Source organism: Streptomyces sp. NPDC101191 (genome assembly GCF_044767915.1).
Classification (GTDB): Bacteria; Actinomycetota; Actinomycetes; order Streptomycetales; family Streptomycetaceae; genus Streptomyces.
Genome location: NZ_JBIWOU010000001.1, coordinates 1 through 13693, shown reverse-complemented (window position 1 = coordinate 13693; position 13693 = coordinate 1). Strand labels below are relative to the sequence as shown.

Here is a 13693-nt window from a genome sequence, read left to right as displayed (position 1 = left end):
CTTGAGGAGGCATCACACATGGCTGCTGCTTCGACCGCCCGCCGTATCGCCGCGACCGCTCTCGCGGCCGGCGCCCTGGTCTCCGTCGCCGCACTGCCGGCTTCCGCCCGCGACGGCGACCACGACCGCACCTCGCGGGTGGAGATCAGCCGCGTGTAGGCCGACAGCCCCGGACGGGACAACCGCTCCAACCAGTCCCTGGACGCCGAGTGGGTCGAGACCACCAACCACTCTCGCCACTCGGTCAACCTCGACGGCTGCACCCTGAAGGACGAGGACGGCCACCGCCACAGGTTCCGCGACGTCCGCCTCGACGGCCGCTTCACGATCCGCGTTCACACCGGCGAGGGCCGCGACACCCGCACCGACCTCTACCAGGACCGCCGCGACTACGTCTGGGACAACCACTCCGACACCGCGACCCTCCGCGACGACCGCGGCCGCGTCATCGACCCCGAGTCCTGGTGCGGCCGCCGCCACCACAGCCACCGCTGACCCCCCACCTTCCGGCGCCCCGTCTTGCGCTAGTTCACAGCGGAGGGCTGGGCGTCCCGCTTGCGTCCAGCGCGGTGATCACACTGCTACGGGGTCGCGGGGACGACCTTCACATCGGTGACCCCGCCCTGCTTCTCCGGGCGGGTCTTGCGGGCTTCGGCGCTCGGTTGGTCGTAGCCGGCCCGCGACTCGTGCTCCCGACCGTCCTGCGTCCACTGGACCCGGTAGTTCTTCACCCTGCTCCTCCACTCTCGCTCTGCCGGCACGGCGGCCGCATCGACTGGAGACCGCCGGGCCGCCCAGGGTGCCATGAGCCACTGACAGCGCCGCGAGCGGGCAACTTCAGGGATCGAACCAACGTCCTTACCCCCGGGGGTTGTACTTTTCCCCGGGGGTAAGGAAGTGTGGTGGGTGTCGGAGGAGCAGCCCTCCGACACCCGGCCGAACAGCCCCTGTCAGGGCGAGTTCGACAGCCCGAAGGGTAACCACCATGACCGCGGTCACGATCGTCCCCTGCACCGACGCCGCCGAGCTCTACGCCGCTTCCGCGACCACTCCGAGCCGCAGCCGGTGTACCGCGGCCTCGACCTGGACACCGGTCGGCTCTTCGCCGACTACAACGCCGTGATCGCCAACGCGGTGCCGGTCGGGGTCTTCTACGGCTTCGAGCGCCGCTACGGCATCCCCGTGCTCACCGCGAAGGCGGCGAACGAGCTGATGGAGTAGATCCGGCCCCTCACCGAGCGCATCCTCGGCGACTGAGAGAAGGAGCTCAACGCCAGCGCCAACTCGGCGCCGTGCTCGGCTCGGACGCCGAGGCCGCCGAAGAGGAGCTGACCGAGCTGCTGGACGGTCTCCGGGAGAACCCCGACCCGGCGACGCTGGTATCGGCGTGGGACACGGACGGCGTCACCAACGGCTGCGAGGCCACGGACCACAACATCACCGGCGACACCGCCGGCGAGCGGCTCGACGAGATCGCGGCCGAGATCACCCACGCCCTCGCGCAGGTCAGCGAGAGCGACGTCGTCATCGTCGACGGCCTGGTCGAGTACCTCAAGGCGGTGCGGGACGACGTCGCGAAGGAGGAGACCGAGGACGCCGACGAGCATTGATCCGCCGTCCCTGCCCCGGCCCTCACTGCGGCCGGGCCGCTCCCTTCCCTGAGAGGCCTCTGTGACCGACTACCGCAACGTTGTCGCCCAAGCCGACGCCCGTATCGAGCACGCCCGCACCGAGCAGTCCCTCGCCGCCGACGACCGTGCCCGCGCCATCGCGGCCGAGGTCGCCCGCCGCGGCCGGGGCGGCGGCGCGGCCGTCGCCGGCGAACTCGGCCTCACCGAGAAGAGTGTCAGCCAGGCCGTCGCGCGCGCCCGCAGCGCCGGTGACCCGCACCGTCCCCTCCCGCGCGACACCCTCGACCGGCTCTTTGCCGCCGAAGTGCGCGACCTACCCCCGCTGCGCCTCATCCACTGGTTCACGATCCAGTACATCGTCAGGGGCACCGTCGTCGACATCACCTGGATCGAGCAGCCCGGCACGCTGCTCGCCTGCAAAGTCGAGGAGATGGACCCCATTCACGTCCCCGACCACGCGCAGCTCGTCACGGCATGCCGCTCGTGGACACGCGCGCAGGCCCTGGCCGTCGTCGACGTCTGTCTGACCGGCAACGTCGACGCACTGCCCGTGAAGGAGTAGCCGTGCCCGAGACGCCTTTCATCCCCGCCCGGCACCCCGAGATCAGGGCCGAGCTCACCCAGTGGCTCGGCGACCCGGGCGAACTCGGCGGGCCCGAGACCTGGGCCCGGGGGCTTCGACCTCAAGACCGTTGCTTAGACGTCGCTTCTTATGGCGTGATCGTTCGTTGAGCCGTGCATGACGGATCTCGTGGAGCGGCTGGTGCCGGACGAGTTGTGGGTACTGTTCCGGCGGGTGGTGCCACCAACTGTGGTGATACGCCCGCAGGGCGGCGGCCGACGCAGGGCCAGTGACCGTGAAGCCCTGGCCGCGATCATCTTCGTGGCGACCTCGGGCTGCACCTGGCGACAACTGCCGCCGGTGTTCGGCCCGGCCTGGCCCACGGTCTACCGCCGGTTCGCCCAGTGGAGCCGGGACCGGGTCTGGGCCAGGCTCTACCGCGTGATCCTCGACGAACTCGGAGCGCGAGGCGAGCTGGACTGGTCCCGGTGCGCGATCGACTCGGTCAGTCTGCGGGCCGCAAAAGGGGGCCGCTGCTCTGATCTGCGACCGGAACGGGCTGCCGCTGTCCCTGGGCATTTCCGGCGCGAACATGCATGACAGCCTGGGCCTGGAGCCGCTCGTCCGTGGCATCCCGCCCATCCGCTCCCGCCGCGGCCCCCGGCGCCGGAAGCCGGCGAAGCTGCACGCCGACAAAGGCTACGACTACGATCACCTGCGGCGATGGCTGCGCCAGCGGGGCATCCGTCCTCGCATTGCCCGCAAGGGCATCGAGTCCTCACAGCGGTTGGGCCAGCACCGCTCGGTGGTGGAGAGAACCGTGTCCTGGCTGGCCAACTACCGACACCTCCACCGGCGCTACAAACGCAAGGCCAAACACTTCCTCGCCTTCGTCGCCATCGCCGCAGCCCTCATCGGTTGCCGTCGGCTCGCCCGCACTACTCTCCCGACATGACCAACGAAGCTGCCGTATGGCACCGGCTCGCTGCCCTCCTGCCGCCCGACGACACCCAGGCCGTCGTGGACTACTGGAGCATCGGCGAACAGGAAGGCGGCCTCGAACTGCTTGTCTCCGCCCTACTGCGGCACCAAGTGCCCATCGACGAGACCACCCGGGCCGAGATAGCCGTTGTCTGCGAAGCCTGGGGGATGTGGCCCCATACACTTGCTCCGCGTCTCTCCCAGTGCCCCGGCAGTGAAACCGCCTCAGTCCTGCAACTGATCGAAAACACGACCAGCGCACCCATGCCTGCGACCACAGCCAGCTTGGGCGATCAGCTCGTCCTGGTCCCCTGGATCAGTTGCACCACATGCGGCCAGACTCTAGCCCGCACCCACACCCTCGAGCCGTGGGGCATGTCCCTTACTCCTGAGCACTACGTCATTCTGGACACCGGCCAGGGCACCATCCGCCACCTCTTCACGCAGGGAAAGGGCTGGGAAGCGCTGACAGCACTCCGCAACTCGTGCGAGAAACCAGAGCTCGCTCAGCCATAAGGAACGGCGTCTTAGGCTCGCCGGGCTCCCGGGACAGCAGCGTGCTGAGGAACTGGCCGAGGGTGGGCTCGCTCTGCTTCGTCCGCTTGGCCCCCGCTGTGGTCTTCGAGGCGGCTGCCTTCTTGGTCGAGGGCTTCCTCACGGGGGTGGCCGCGTCTCTGGGGGCCGTGATCTTCCATGCGGTGGTCTTCTTCGGAGCGGGCTTGTTGGCCGTGCCCGCCATCGCCGCCGGAGCTGCGCCGGGGGCGGTCTCCTCTGTCCGTGGCTGCGGCAGGACAGTCGTGTCCTCGCTGTCCGCAACGGCACGGGGCGCGGAGTCGGCCGACCGCGCGGTTGCCGGCTTCGCCGCGTGTGCCGAAGGCCTGTCCGTGAGCGCTGCGGACAGCCACTTCTCCTCGGCCTGGAGCTTGTTCAGGCGTGCGATGATCGTTGCCTGCTCGGCCTGGTTGGCTTCAAGGGCGGCGGCCAGGTGCGCCGCGTAGGGGGGTTGGATCGGGGTATCGACCGGGTTGGTGGCCATGGAGATCACGCTCTCCTTGTGCGTTGGTGGCGGATGCTACTCGCCGCACCTGTGGGCAGGTTGGCGTATCCGACCAGCTCACGTCCGTGTGAAGCCGGATTCACCCGCCCGCTAAAAGAGGACGCCCGAAGACGCGGGCCGGCGGCAGTTCGCCGACGGGCTCCTGCGTGACCGAGACGCAGTCGTCGCCGGATTGTCGAGCACCTGGAAAGCCGGCCAGGACGAAGGCCAGGTCAACCCGGGTCAAACCCACTCAAACGCGCCGACTATGGCCCGGACCCGCATCCTGCTGAGGAACTGATCGGCTGCGCTCCGCTCCAGCCGTCAACGTCCCAAGAGGCCGCCTCGACGCGTCGGCCACGTCAAGCCGAGCACGAGAGGGTTCGTGACCACCCAATACGCCGGGTGCACCCAGCCTCTTTCCTTGGCCAGAAGACCCGGTCCGTCCTCACGGTTCAAACGGCGCATGAGCCCGTCGTATGCCGGGCCTCCGCCGACCAGAAGTAGCGGAGCGAAAAGCACCGCACCGCTCCAGACAGCGCACCGGAGCGCGAGTTGAGGAAACCCACCTATGCGCACTGGATGAGTATCGCTCAGCAACCCCGACCGGCAGGGCAGGATCATGTTCGACAGAACGGACCTGAACATCACAAGATCAGCGACAGAGCCGAGAAACGGGCCCACTTTCCGTATCCCTCCGGTCTCGTACATCCTGGTCAGTGCTGCGGAGAGGGTTGAATGGCCACGCTGGAGATCAGCGAGTTCATGGCTGCGTTCTGCTGGGTGATGGCCGCGGCGAGGGAGGACGTGTCGGCGAGGACGGCCGCGAGGGAGGACAGGCCAGGGAGGGGCACCGCGAGGGAGGACGTGTCGGCGAAGACTGCCGCGATACCGAGCCCTGAAGGAACGTCGATCGCGGCGAGGCCCTCGGCATCCTGGATCAGCGGTTCGGCGTCGTGGGCCATTTCGAGGGCGAGCACGGAAACGTCGTCCGCGGCGCCTACAGCGGAAGTCTCCGGCGCGCGCGTATGGGGTGTCTCCCCGACCGCTCCAAGGCATCCAGCGCCCCGGTGCTCCGGTGTGGACGGCGGCGCCGTGTCGGTCTCGGCGGGGGCCGGCTCCGGGGACGATGCGACGGACATGTACGTGCTCTCCTTTGCTATGAACCAGCGCTTCTACTTACTGGCGACGGCAAAGGGCCGTTCCGGCAATAAATCTCGACACATGGCATGTGATCTGTGTCACATTGTCGGGGAGTGGTCGGGATCGGCGGCCTGGGCCTGGGCGAACGTGCCGTAGTCGGTGCCGCGGTTGATCAGGGTGAGGTCCATGTCCCCTGCGGTGAACCGGCCGGTGAAGTACCAGCCCGTCGCCGCTGTGGGCACGCGACCGGTGACCGAGATCCGCGCCGCGCCTTCGTGGCGCGGGCTCCGCGGCTGGTGCTCGACGCGCGGGGTGTTCTCGTAGAGGAAACGGATCTCGGCGGTGCCCGAGTTCTCGGGCGCGTTCACGGTGGCGTTGCTCGAGTGGGAGGAGCTCTCCGCGGTCCGCAGGGTCGCGTGGAGGCTCCAGTAGGTCTGCTCGATGGTGAGGTACGTGGTGATGGGGCCGCGGTTCCCGCCCTCAGGTATTCGGCTCTTCGGGCTCGGTGTGAGGACGGCCCGCCAGGTACCGCCCACCCAGGGCCGGCCGATGAAGTGGTGGATACCCGGCCAGCGCCAGGCCCACTTGTCAAAGACGATCACCAGGTACCCGACGAGGGCCGGGATGTACGCAAAGACGAACCGCAGCTGGGTGGGGTAGAGGCCGAGGACGAACAGCGCGACCGTGTACACGGTCGCGGCGACAGTCGCGCCCAGGCGGATGGTGGCGGCGGGGGTCATCTCTTCCTTCACACGTAGTTGAGGTAGGTCCAGGCGGCGCGGACCAGCTTCCGTCCGTCGACCGGCCGCCACTTCTGGCCACGCCCGAACAACGGCTTGATCCCGTTCGGCTCCACAAGCGACTTCGGCTCCATGAACCAGGGATGGAGACTGCGCTGAAGGTACTGCAACGCCCCGCGAACGGCGTCGTCGAACGAGCCCGCGGTCAGCACGTGGTCCGGCACGTTGTAGACGAGGCACTCGGAGAAGTACGACGGCAGCGGATCGATCACCTTCTGCTCGGCGAGGTCGTTCTCGACCGACTTGAACACGCGGACGACGAACTTATAGCGGTGGTTGGTGCGCTCGTTCTTGGCCCTCCCATTCACCAGCTGCTGACGGGGCCAGTTGACAATCTCCGTCCCATCACGGCAGTAGACGATGCTCCCCTCGATGCTCTGGCTCAAGGACCCGTCGGTGAACTGCACGTACTTGAAGCAGGGCACGACGTCGGCGCTCGGCCGGCTGCCGGGCACCTCGGGGATGCAGAACGCGACGTTGTGGTCGTCGTCGACCGTGCCGAGCGCGTTCTCCAAGGCCGCGTGCAGCTCCTGTCGCAGCACGCGAGGCTTCCACGGCCCGTCATACCGGTGTATCCAGCGCCCACCGAACCAGAACCTCTGCGGGTCGATCTGTGCGTGGAACGGGTCGTTGATCTGTACCTTGATGTCGACGTCGCTGTCATTACGCACGTTCGTCTTGTTCGGGTACGACCCCTTCGCCTCCACCGTGATGTCGAGGTCCGCGAAGGGGCCGTGGGCGGCCACTGCCTCCCTGACCATCCGCTCGGCACGTCGCTGCCGCTCGGCCTCAGCCGACCCCGCAGGCTTCTGCCATCTCAGCAGCCGCTCCAGCCGCTCCTCAACACTCAGCTGACGGTCCATCCGCGCCCCTCTCGATACCGGACCACTCCCGAGCGGAGTCTCCCAGACGAGCCGGTAGCGGCGACCTCCGCCGACTGAGTGCCCGCGACTGAGTGCCCGGCGTCCCTGAGGTCGACCCGTGCACGGCGGCGTGCGCCGGACTGCCACGGGCCTCCCCACTGCGCGTCATGGGCGGCGGACCAGCGGCACCGCCGTGAATCTGAGGATCACCGCCGCACGCCGCCTGGCCCGCGCCGCAGCCGGGCACCGTGACGCGGCAGCCAGCCTGCGCGCCCGCGCGGACCTGACGGTCTGACGCCGGCTCTGGCGCCGGGCGGTGCGGCACCGCGAGGATGGGCAGGACACCCAAGGAAAGCCACAGGGGAAGGGCGCCGATGGAGGACTTCTTCGCGAAGCTGGGCCGATTCTGGCCTGCGGGCCGCCGCGATCTGCACTGGCACATCCTGCCGACCCCGGCCGAGGCCGACGCCCTCATCACCCCCTACCAGCACCTCGTGCCGCCGGGCCTGCAGAGCGTGGGTGCCGACGGGATGCACTGCACGCTCCTGCACGCCATCGGGCTGGGCCGCGACGACGTCGACACCGACGCGCTCGTGAAGGACGTCGCCTCCCGCGTCAGCACCGTGCGGCCCTTCACCCTGACGTTCGACCGGCCTGCCGTTGGCCCTTTCGCGATCGAGCTCAGCGGCTGGCCCGGACGCCCGTTCACCGTGCTCGTGGACGCCGTCACGCAGGCGACGGCGTTCACGGGAGCCGCGTTCAAGCCGGGACCGAGCCGGTACCCGCACATGTCGACCGCCTACACCACCGCCGGCGCCGAGCACGTCGATTCCGTCACTCTCAAGGCGGACCTGGCCGGCATCGACCGACCGCTGTCCGCCACCGTCCTCGCCGACCGGATCCACCTGGTCGAGCAGTGGCACGACGGCACGCACATCCGGTGGACCCCGATCGCCGAAGTCCCGCTCGCGGGGGCGGGAGCATGACCGGATTCCCCGGACGGCGCCCAATCTATGGCGACGCCGTCCACATCACCGTCGGCGCCGACCTTCTGGTCTTCGCCGGGAAGATCATGACCCGGGGCACCCTGAGCGACGGCCGCGGCTTCGCGGAGCTCGTCCTGCCGGACGCCGATGCTCAGCAGCGGCGCGACCTTGAGCGCGCCGGGCACTACCAGTACGAGATCTACCTCGAAGGCCGGCTGCTCTACTCCTCACCGGAGTTGACCCTCCGCGACACCCGGCGGGACGACGCTGGCGCCCTGGTGGTGACAGGCTCCCCCTGACCGACCGTCGAAGCAGACAGCGGGCCCGCCCCCTCAGCGCCCGTGCCACGGGGTCGGGCAGGAGGGTCCTGCCCGACCCCGCAGGTCAGTCGATCAGGCTGTGCAGCCCTACCGTGCAGGCCCCGGCTGCGAGGACACCGGCGAGGACCGCCTTGGGGTAGGACTTCTCGGCGAAGAAGGTCAGCACGCCGATGCCGATGCTGCTGACGACGGCTATGAAGAGGATCAGCGCGGTGCGCTGCGACAAGAGCGCCGGCTTCACGGCGGGGGCGGGTTCGGGCGTTCTGGGTGGATCAGGATGCGCGGACGCGGGGGAGTGCTGGTCCCGAGCCATCGGGATTCTCCTAGAAGGCGGAGGAGCAGAAACGACGGACACCTGCGTGGTGTCGTCCGCGGGGATGTGCGCCGCGCGGTCGGCGCTCCTGCTGCGACTCTCTGCCTGAGAGCGTCCCTGTGGGGTCTCGGCCCGGCCCAGGGTGGGCATTTCCAGCGTAGCGGCGATCGGCGCGGGTGTTGCCCCAGATGTCTGGCGGCTGGTCATCGGTACTGCCTCCGGCGTGAGTTCGACATGGCGGGCGGGACAGTGGCAGCTCTCAGGTGCTTGCGTCTCGTCCTGCCGGGCACGGCTTCTTCACCCCCTGGGGCCGGAAGCCGGGACCCGGACAGCAGCGGCCGGGGGAAAGATCCGGGGCATGGCGAAGGCCCGGACACCGGGTCCGGGCCTTCGCCATGCCCACATGATCTCTAGTGAGTCGAATGCTGCTGACGCTGCGGGGCATGGCGGGACATGATCGCTTGCTTCACAGCAGGGTGGCTACTCTTCGACCGGCCTCATCTCGGCTCGAAAAGCGCGCGGGCCTTCAGATCGTTGATGATGTCGGTCCACGGCTGTTGTCCCGAGTCCGGCAGGCGCGGGAGTGTCTCACGCATGGCGGTGAGGACTGCTGGATGCTCCTGTTGGAAGCGCAATGACCAGGATGCCGAACGGAGGACGTCTAGCAGTTCGGTAAGGACCCGTTCAGGCGCTGAGTGATGCCGCAGCACGTCGGCAGCACAATCTGGACTGATGCTGGGCCGTGCTTCCACCTGGCCGTCTTCGTTGAGGAACAGGCCCTCCACGACTCCTTGCCGGTAGGCGTCTGGCCAGCGTTCTGGGTTGTCTGCGCATGCTCGGATGCCATCGTTGCGTACAACGAATGTCTCGCGGGCCGCCCGTTGGCCCACGGCCACTCCGAGGCGCCGCTGCTCTGGTTCCTCAAGGCCCGGGACATTCGCAGCATCCAGTCGAGCAGCCAGGTCCCCGCTGGAGAAGATGCCCTCGCGCAGGTCATGTACCAAAGGTTCAACAGCGCCTAGGAGCACGGCCTGAAGTCTCGCCAGGGCCCACCGCACCCACAGCAGGGCGCCGTGCACGCACGCCTCGACTACCTCGGCGGTGATCTCGTGTACAACGGGACGGCCGTGCCCGGTCCCGAAGCGGTTGCGCAGTTCACGAAGCTGCGACGCCATCTTCTTCGCGGCGTTCGGGATCTGTCGTAGGGGGTCGTTCGGCGGCAGACCGTTTTCAGCGGCGTGTTCGACAACGGTGTGTGCGTGAGCGAGGACCTTGTCGTATTCGTCTTTGTCCCCTGTCACACGTCCGTGCGACACGAGGACGACGCGTGCGACACATTCGACAAGCTCCTTCGCCGAACCTACGACCAGAGGACGATCGTTTGCCGCGATGGCTGCCCCAAGGCGCCCATAGTGGTCAGAGATTGCCTGCCACGACTCCTCCTGGAGCCACTCGGCCCGCGGTAACGCTTCCTGCACCAAAATGCTGATCACGGGATCATCATCCCCCCGATGCCGACGTCCAGCGCATCCCGATCGCGGACAGCTGTTCCACCCGCTCCGGGGACAACGTCGCGGCCCTGCTGCGCTGGTTCCCGACCCACGCCCCGAGCCGGAACTCCCGCTCCTCCTGGTCCTCGCCGACGACGATCCGTTCGACGTGCTTCCTCGGCACCCGCAGGTGCCCCTCGCGCTCGAAGAACTGGCGGGCGGCCTCGTAGTTCAGCGCCCACTTGTCAGCCTGCGTACGGCGCGGCTGAGGCTTCTCCTCCTCGCTCGCGGGTGTGATCCCGAGGACCTGCTCACACATCCACTGCTGCACGGCCGTGAGCTTGTCCCAGCCCAGCCGCTGCGCCCGCACCCACCGCCCGAGGTCCTCGCCCTGGTGCATCACCTCACCGGGCTCGGTCGGCAGCGTGCCGCCGACCTCCTCCAGGTGGATCCGGACGAGGTGGAAGGCGCGCTGCCACTCCACCGGCCAGGCCGGACACCACGACGGGTCGATGTCCTCCAGCTGCTCGCGCCGCTCGTCCGACAGCGCCCCGGCCGACGACTCCACCGGCAGACCCTCGGCACGCCGCTGCTCGATCTCGGCCGCCTTCCGGGCAGCGGCCCGCGCGTTCTTCAGCCAGATGCCGACCTTGTACCCCTGGTACGTGGCATCGAGCGGGGCCAGGAGGTGCCCGTTCGTCTCGGCCCACCCGCGCGCGGCGGACAGGCCCTCCTCCCAAGCGACATCGAAGTGCGACCAGACCATGCCCAGCTTCTCCAGCTGGCCGATGCGGTCCTCGTCCATGTCACCGCGGGCGTAGAAGCGCCGGTTGTCCGCGATCCACTGCCCGAGGGGGAAGTTGGCGAGCGAGGCCGGCCACCCGACCCCCTCCGCCTCTTCACCCTCCGGCACGCGGTACGTGAACGGCACCTTCAGGTCCCCGTGCTCGCGCGCGAAGATGACAGCGGCCTCCACGCCGCGCCGCCAGTGCTCGTGCTCCGGGTTGAGAACCCGCAGGTTGATGAACGCGGCGAGGGCGGCCGGGTCGCGGGGCGTGGAGAACTTCAGCAGGGCCTTGGCGGGGGCGCTGACGCCTCCGGAGCCCTCGCCGCTCCCGCCCGTGTTCTTGCCGCTCTCGTCCTTGCTGACGGGCTTGTAGCGGCTCGGGGCCTGCTGCTCCGCGAGGGTCTCCACGATCCGGGCGTCGTGCGCCCGCAGCGCTTCCAGTAGCTTGGCGAGCCCGCCGAACGCCCGGGAGGTCAGCATGTTGTCCGCTGTCTCCCCGGGCCCGAGCAGGACCGGCACGACCAGGCTGGCCATCTTGCCCTCGCCCGGCTGCATCCGCAGCGCCCGGCCGACCGCCTGGACGAGGTCGGGCATCGAGCCGCGTACGTCGGCCCAGTACACGGAGTCGCAGTTCTTGGTGTCGACGCCCTCGCCCAGGACCTTCACCGAGGACAGGAAGCACTTCTCCACGACGGTGCCGTCCGTGGCGATCCCGGCCGCGAACTCTCCAAGGAGCCGGCGGCGGTGGAGCGGCTTGTGGTCGCCGCACAGCCAGTCCGCCCAGATCGTCTTCGGGTACAGCTCGGGGTCCGAGGCGTGCAGCTGCGCGGCGACGTCCGGGAGGCCGGCCGCGAACGCTTCGGCCTCCTTCACCACGTGGTGGAACACGAGCGTGCGCCGGAAGCCCTCCTCCGCGGACGCCTTCACCAGGGCGGTCTGGAGCGCGGCGAGCCGGGCCCCGCGGACCTCTGCCGAGCGGCCTTCGGCGCCCAGGAGCTGGGCGGCCTGGAGGGCGGTGTCGGTGACGTCCACGCACACGACCTGGTACGGGGCACAGATTCCCCGGTCGATGGCCTCCGAGAGCGTCAGGGTGAAGCAGCGGCTGCCGAAGGGGCCCTCGGGGTCGTCTTCCATGCTCGCCACCAGCTCGCCCGGGGCGCCGGCCTCGTCCTCGTCCCCGAGCTGCCACAGCCGGGGCGTGGCCGTCATGTAGAGGCGGCGCAGGGACGGGATCTTCTGGTTGTCGTGGACGACCGCCCACGGCTTGCCGATCCGGCCCGAAACCCGGTGGGCCTCGTCCACGACGATCAGGTCCCAGGCCGCGAGGCCCCCGGCGTGCGCCCGCTCCAGCGTGCCCAGACCGAGGCTGGCGTACGTGGCGTACACCGTGACCTTGTCCAGGCCCCGCGTCCACTCCACCAGCTCGTCCACGTCCGTAGTGCTGGGGAAGGACACCTCCTCACCCCGCAGCGAGGACACCCCGATCATCGGGCCCCGGCGGCCTCCCTCGCGCCACGCGGCCTCGGTCTGGGCGAGCAGGTCCAGCGAGGGCACGAGCACCAGCACACGGCCCGCGTGGAGCTCCTCCGCGCTGCGGACCGCCACCCGGGTCTTCCCGGACCCGGTCGCCATGATCACCTGTGTCCGAAGCCCTCGTTCGGGCACAAGTGATCTTGCTGGCAATTCGAGGGCGCGCACGACCGCGTCAATGGCTTCTCGCTGGGCTGCCTCGCGCTGATCAGCGTGGTCTGTGCTCGACATCTCGCCTGCCTTCTCCTGCGGTGCCGTCTGGTCGATTCGAGCGGCGGAAACGGGAAAACTGCACGTAGAGAAGCCATAGGGGCTACGACTGGACTGACGCGATCGGCTGATTCATCCGCCCCGCCGGAACACCAGCAACGCGCTAGGTGGATCTCGATGCCGTCTCTTAAGAACCCAAGGTGACATCATCTGTCTCCAGAGTTTATCCTGGATACAGATTGAAGCACACTGCGAATCCGGATACCGAAGACAATTTGGTTCCCAGCAGAGTCCGCGCCCCCTAGGCTGACGGGCATGAGACAAGCCACATCGTGGCGGAGCCTCTACGGATGGTTCTGCTCCTTACCTGCCTTCAGTCAAGGCGTCATCTTCTTGGCCTTCTTCCTAGCCCTCGGCCTGCCCCTCCTGGGCCTGCTACAAGGGGAGGCCACCCCCAGGGGTAACGAGAAGAGTCCGCAACAGCCATCACGGCATGCGGTGGCCTATCACGGTGGTGAAGGAGCAGCACTCGGCGCACTCCACTCCGGCAGGGTGAACCCGTTGACTGTCCAAGTCGACGATGCCGCACGGCTCGCATGTCAGCTCATTGCCCCTCCCGGCAGGACGGGAACAGCTCCCGATACCGAAGAAGACTGGTATCAAGGATGCATTGACACCCTGGCCGGAAGACCACCCAATCCACCTAACTGACGCGCCCCCGACCCCACCCGAGTGGCCGCTGCTTTCGGTGGGCCGCGCAGAGCGTGGCGCACCGTCAGGGCGCCCAGCACCCTTGGTGGCTGGAGCGCAGCGGAGGCCACCGGGCAGGCCGGGGCCCCAGGCCCCCTGGAGGCGCCGCCGGCAGGGGGCCTTAAGGCGGGGGAGCGCAGCGGACTCGCCCGACCTGGGTGGAGCGAAGCGGAAGCCAGGTCAACGGGACAAAGTCCCGCCGGTCGGAGAGCGCAGCGAACGGACCGTCACCCGGCTTGCGAAGCAAGCCGGGTGAGCGGGACGCGCAGCGTCCCGCCAGCGCTCCCGCGG

General features: G+C 68.7%; 15 protein-coding genes and 1 pseudogene. 8 read left to right on the top strand and 8 right to left on the bottom strand.

Annotated features, from left to right (window positions below):
- Positions 1-18: 18 nt before the first annotated feature.
- Positions 19-495, top strand: a pseudogene (locus tag ACIRQF_RS00080) (lamin tail domain-containing protein).
- A gap of 86 nt (positions 496-581) precedes the next feature.
- Here ACIRQF_RS00080 and ACIRQF_RS00075 read toward each other — a convergent pair.
- On the bottom strand, positions 582-731 hold the full coding sequence (locus tag ACIRQF_RS00075) for a hypothetical protein (protein WP_404087463.1): 150 nt from the start codon (positions 729-731) through the stop codon (positions 582-584).
- Positions 732-906: 175 nt separating this feature from the next.
- On the opposite strand from ACIRQF_RS00075, the gene ACIRQF_RS00070 reads away from it, so the two are divergent.
- The 5 genes from ACIRQF_RS00070 (at position 907) to ACIRQF_RS00050 (ending at position 3690) form a co-directional block, all read left to right on the top strand.
- Positions 907-1221 carry a hypothetical protein gene (locus ACIRQF_RS00070; RefSeq protein ID WP_404087461.1) on the top strand — a complete coding sequence of 105 codons (315 nt, stop codon included), beginning with the start codon at positions 907-909 and terminating at the stop codon, positions 1219-1221.
- Positions 1222-1292: 71 nt separating this feature from the next.
- Positions 1293-1610, top strand: a complete 318-nt coding sequence (locus ACIRQF_RS00065; RefSeq protein WP_404087459.1) for a hypothetical protein — start codon at positions 1293-1295, stop codon at positions 1608-1610.
- A gap of 61 nt (positions 1611-1671) precedes the next feature.
- The gene (locus ACIRQF_RS00060) at positions 1672-2193 is read left to right on the top strand and encodes a hypothetical protein (protein WP_404087457.1); all 522 of its coding nucleotides are present in this window, start codon (positions 1672-1674) and stop codon (positions 2191-2193) included.
- 177 nt (positions 2194-2370) lie between these two features.
- Positions 2371-3148 (top strand): IS5 family transposase gene (locus tag ACIRQF_RS00055; protein WP_404087455.1). Its coding sequence is split into 2 segments (ribosomal slippage): positions 2371-2732 and positions 2731-3148, totalling 780 coding nucleotides; the frame shifts between segments, so codons are not numbered across the junction.
- The gene (locus ACIRQF_RS00050) at positions 3145-3690 is read left to right on the top strand and encodes a hypothetical protein (protein WP_404087453.1); all 546 of its coding nucleotides are present in this window, start codon (positions 3145-3147) and stop codon (positions 3688-3690) included. Before ACIRQF_RS00055 ends, ACIRQF_RS00050 begins: the two co-directional genes overlap by 4 nt.
- Here the strand turns inward: ACIRQF_RS00050 and ACIRQF_RS00045 are convergent.
- The 4 genes from ACIRQF_RS00045 to ACIRQF_RS00030 all read right to left on the bottom strand — a co-directional run bounded on the left by ACIRQF_RS00045 (position 3614) and on the right by ACIRQF_RS00030 (position 7016).
- Positions 3614-4210: a hypothetical protein gene (locus ACIRQF_RS00045; RefSeq protein WP_404087452.1), complete on the bottom strand. Its 597-nt coding sequence runs from the start codon at positions 4208-4210 to the stop codon at positions 3614-3616. The two genes, ACIRQF_RS00050 and ACIRQF_RS00045, sit on opposite strands and share 77 nt — an antisense overlap.
- 716 nt (positions 4211-4926) lie before the next feature.
- Complete coding sequence (locus ACIRQF_RS00040; protein WP_404087450.1) at positions 4927-5190, bottom strand: hypothetical protein; 264 nt, start codon at positions 5188-5190, stop codon at positions 4927-4929.
- Positions 5191-5451: 261 nt separating this feature from the next.
- Positions 5452-6093, bottom strand: a complete 642-nt coding sequence (locus tag ACIRQF_RS00035; RefSeq protein WP_404087449.1) for a hypothetical protein — start codon at positions 6091-6093, stop codon at positions 5452-5454.
- Positions 6094-6101: 8 nt separating this feature from the next.
- Positions 6102-7016, bottom strand: coding sequence for a nucleotidyltransferase (locus ACIRQF_RS00030; protein ID WP_404087447.1), 915 nt, complete (start codon positions 7014-7016; stop codon positions 6102-6104).
- Between the two features lie 374 nt (positions 7017-7390).
- On the opposite strand from ACIRQF_RS00030, the gene ACIRQF_RS00025 reads away from it, so the two are divergent.
- Together ACIRQF_RS00025 and ACIRQF_RS00020 are read left to right on the top strand one after the other, a co-directional pair.
- Positions 7391-8002 (top strand): 2'-5' RNA ligase family protein, encoded by a 612-nt coding sequence (locus ACIRQF_RS00025; RefSeq protein WP_404087445.1) that lies wholly within the window; start codon positions 7391-7393, stop codon positions 8000-8002.
- The gene (locus tag ACIRQF_RS00020; protein ID WP_404087443.1) at positions 7999-8301 is read left to right on the top strand and encodes a hypothetical protein; all 303 of its coding nucleotides are present in this window, start codon (positions 7999-8001) and stop codon (positions 8299-8301) included. The genes ACIRQF_RS00025 and ACIRQF_RS00020 overlap by 4 nt, the downstream gene beginning before the upstream one ends.
- Before the next feature lie 85 nt (positions 8302-8386).
- Here ACIRQF_RS00020 and ACIRQF_RS00015 read toward each other — a convergent pair whose 3' ends face one another.
- The 3 genes from ACIRQF_RS00015 to ACIRQF_RS00005 form a co-directional block, all read right to left on the bottom strand.
- The gene (locus tag ACIRQF_RS00015; RefSeq protein ID WP_404087441.1) at positions 8387-8635 is read right to left on the bottom strand and encodes a hypothetical protein; all 249 of its coding nucleotides are present in this window, start codon (positions 8633-8635) and stop codon (positions 8387-8389) included.
- A gap of 497 nt (positions 8636-9132) precedes the next feature.
- Positions 9133-10128, bottom strand: coding sequence for an abortive infection family protein (locus ACIRQF_RS00010; RefSeq protein ID WP_404087439.1), 996 nt, complete (start codon positions 10126-10128; stop codon positions 9133-9135).
- Positions 10129-10135: 7 nt separating this feature from the next.
- Positions 10136-12673 carry a Helicase associated domain protein gene (locus ACIRQF_RS00005; protein WP_404087437.1) on the bottom strand — a complete coding sequence of 846 codons (2538 nt, stop codon included), beginning with the start codon at positions 12671-12673 and terminating at the stop codon, positions 10136-10138.
- Between the last annotated feature and the right edge of the window lie 1020 nt (positions 12674-13693).

Excerpts from the sequence above, each read along its gene's own strand:
- ACIRQF_RS00050 (WP_404087453.1), top strand. The coding sequence starts at position 3,145 with ATGACCAACGAAGCTGCCGTATGGCACCGGCTCGCTGCCCTCCTGCCG.
- ACIRQF_RS00045 (WP_404087452.1), bottom strand. The coding sequence starts at position 4,210 with ATGGCCACCAACCCGGTCGATACCCCGATCCAACCCCCCTACGCGGCG.
- ACIRQF_RS00035 (WP_404087449.1), bottom strand. The coding sequence starts at position 6,093 with ATGACCCCCGCCGCCACCATCCGCCTGGGCGCGACTGTCGCCGCGACC.
- ACIRQF_RS00030 (WP_404087447.1), bottom strand. The coding sequence starts at position 7,016 with ATGGACCGTCAGCTGAGTGTTGAGGAGCGGCTGGAGCGGCTGCTGAGA.
- ACIRQF_RS00025 (WP_404087445.1), top strand. The coding sequence starts at position 7,391 with ATGGAGGACTTCTTCGCGAAGCTGGGCCGATTCTGGCCTGCGGGCCGC.
- ACIRQF_RS00020 (WP_404087443.1), top strand. The coding sequence starts at position 7,999 with ATGACCGGATTCCCCGGACGGCGCCCAATCTATGGCGACGCCGTCCAC.
- ACIRQF_RS00015 (WP_404087441.1), bottom strand. The coding sequence starts at position 8,635 with ATGGCTCGGGACCAGCACTCCCCCGCGTCCGCGCATCCTGATCCACCC.
- ACIRQF_RS00005 (WP_404087437.1), bottom strand. The coding sequence starts at position 12,673 with ATGTCGAGCACAGACCACGCTGATCAGCGCGAGGCAGCCCAGCGAGAA.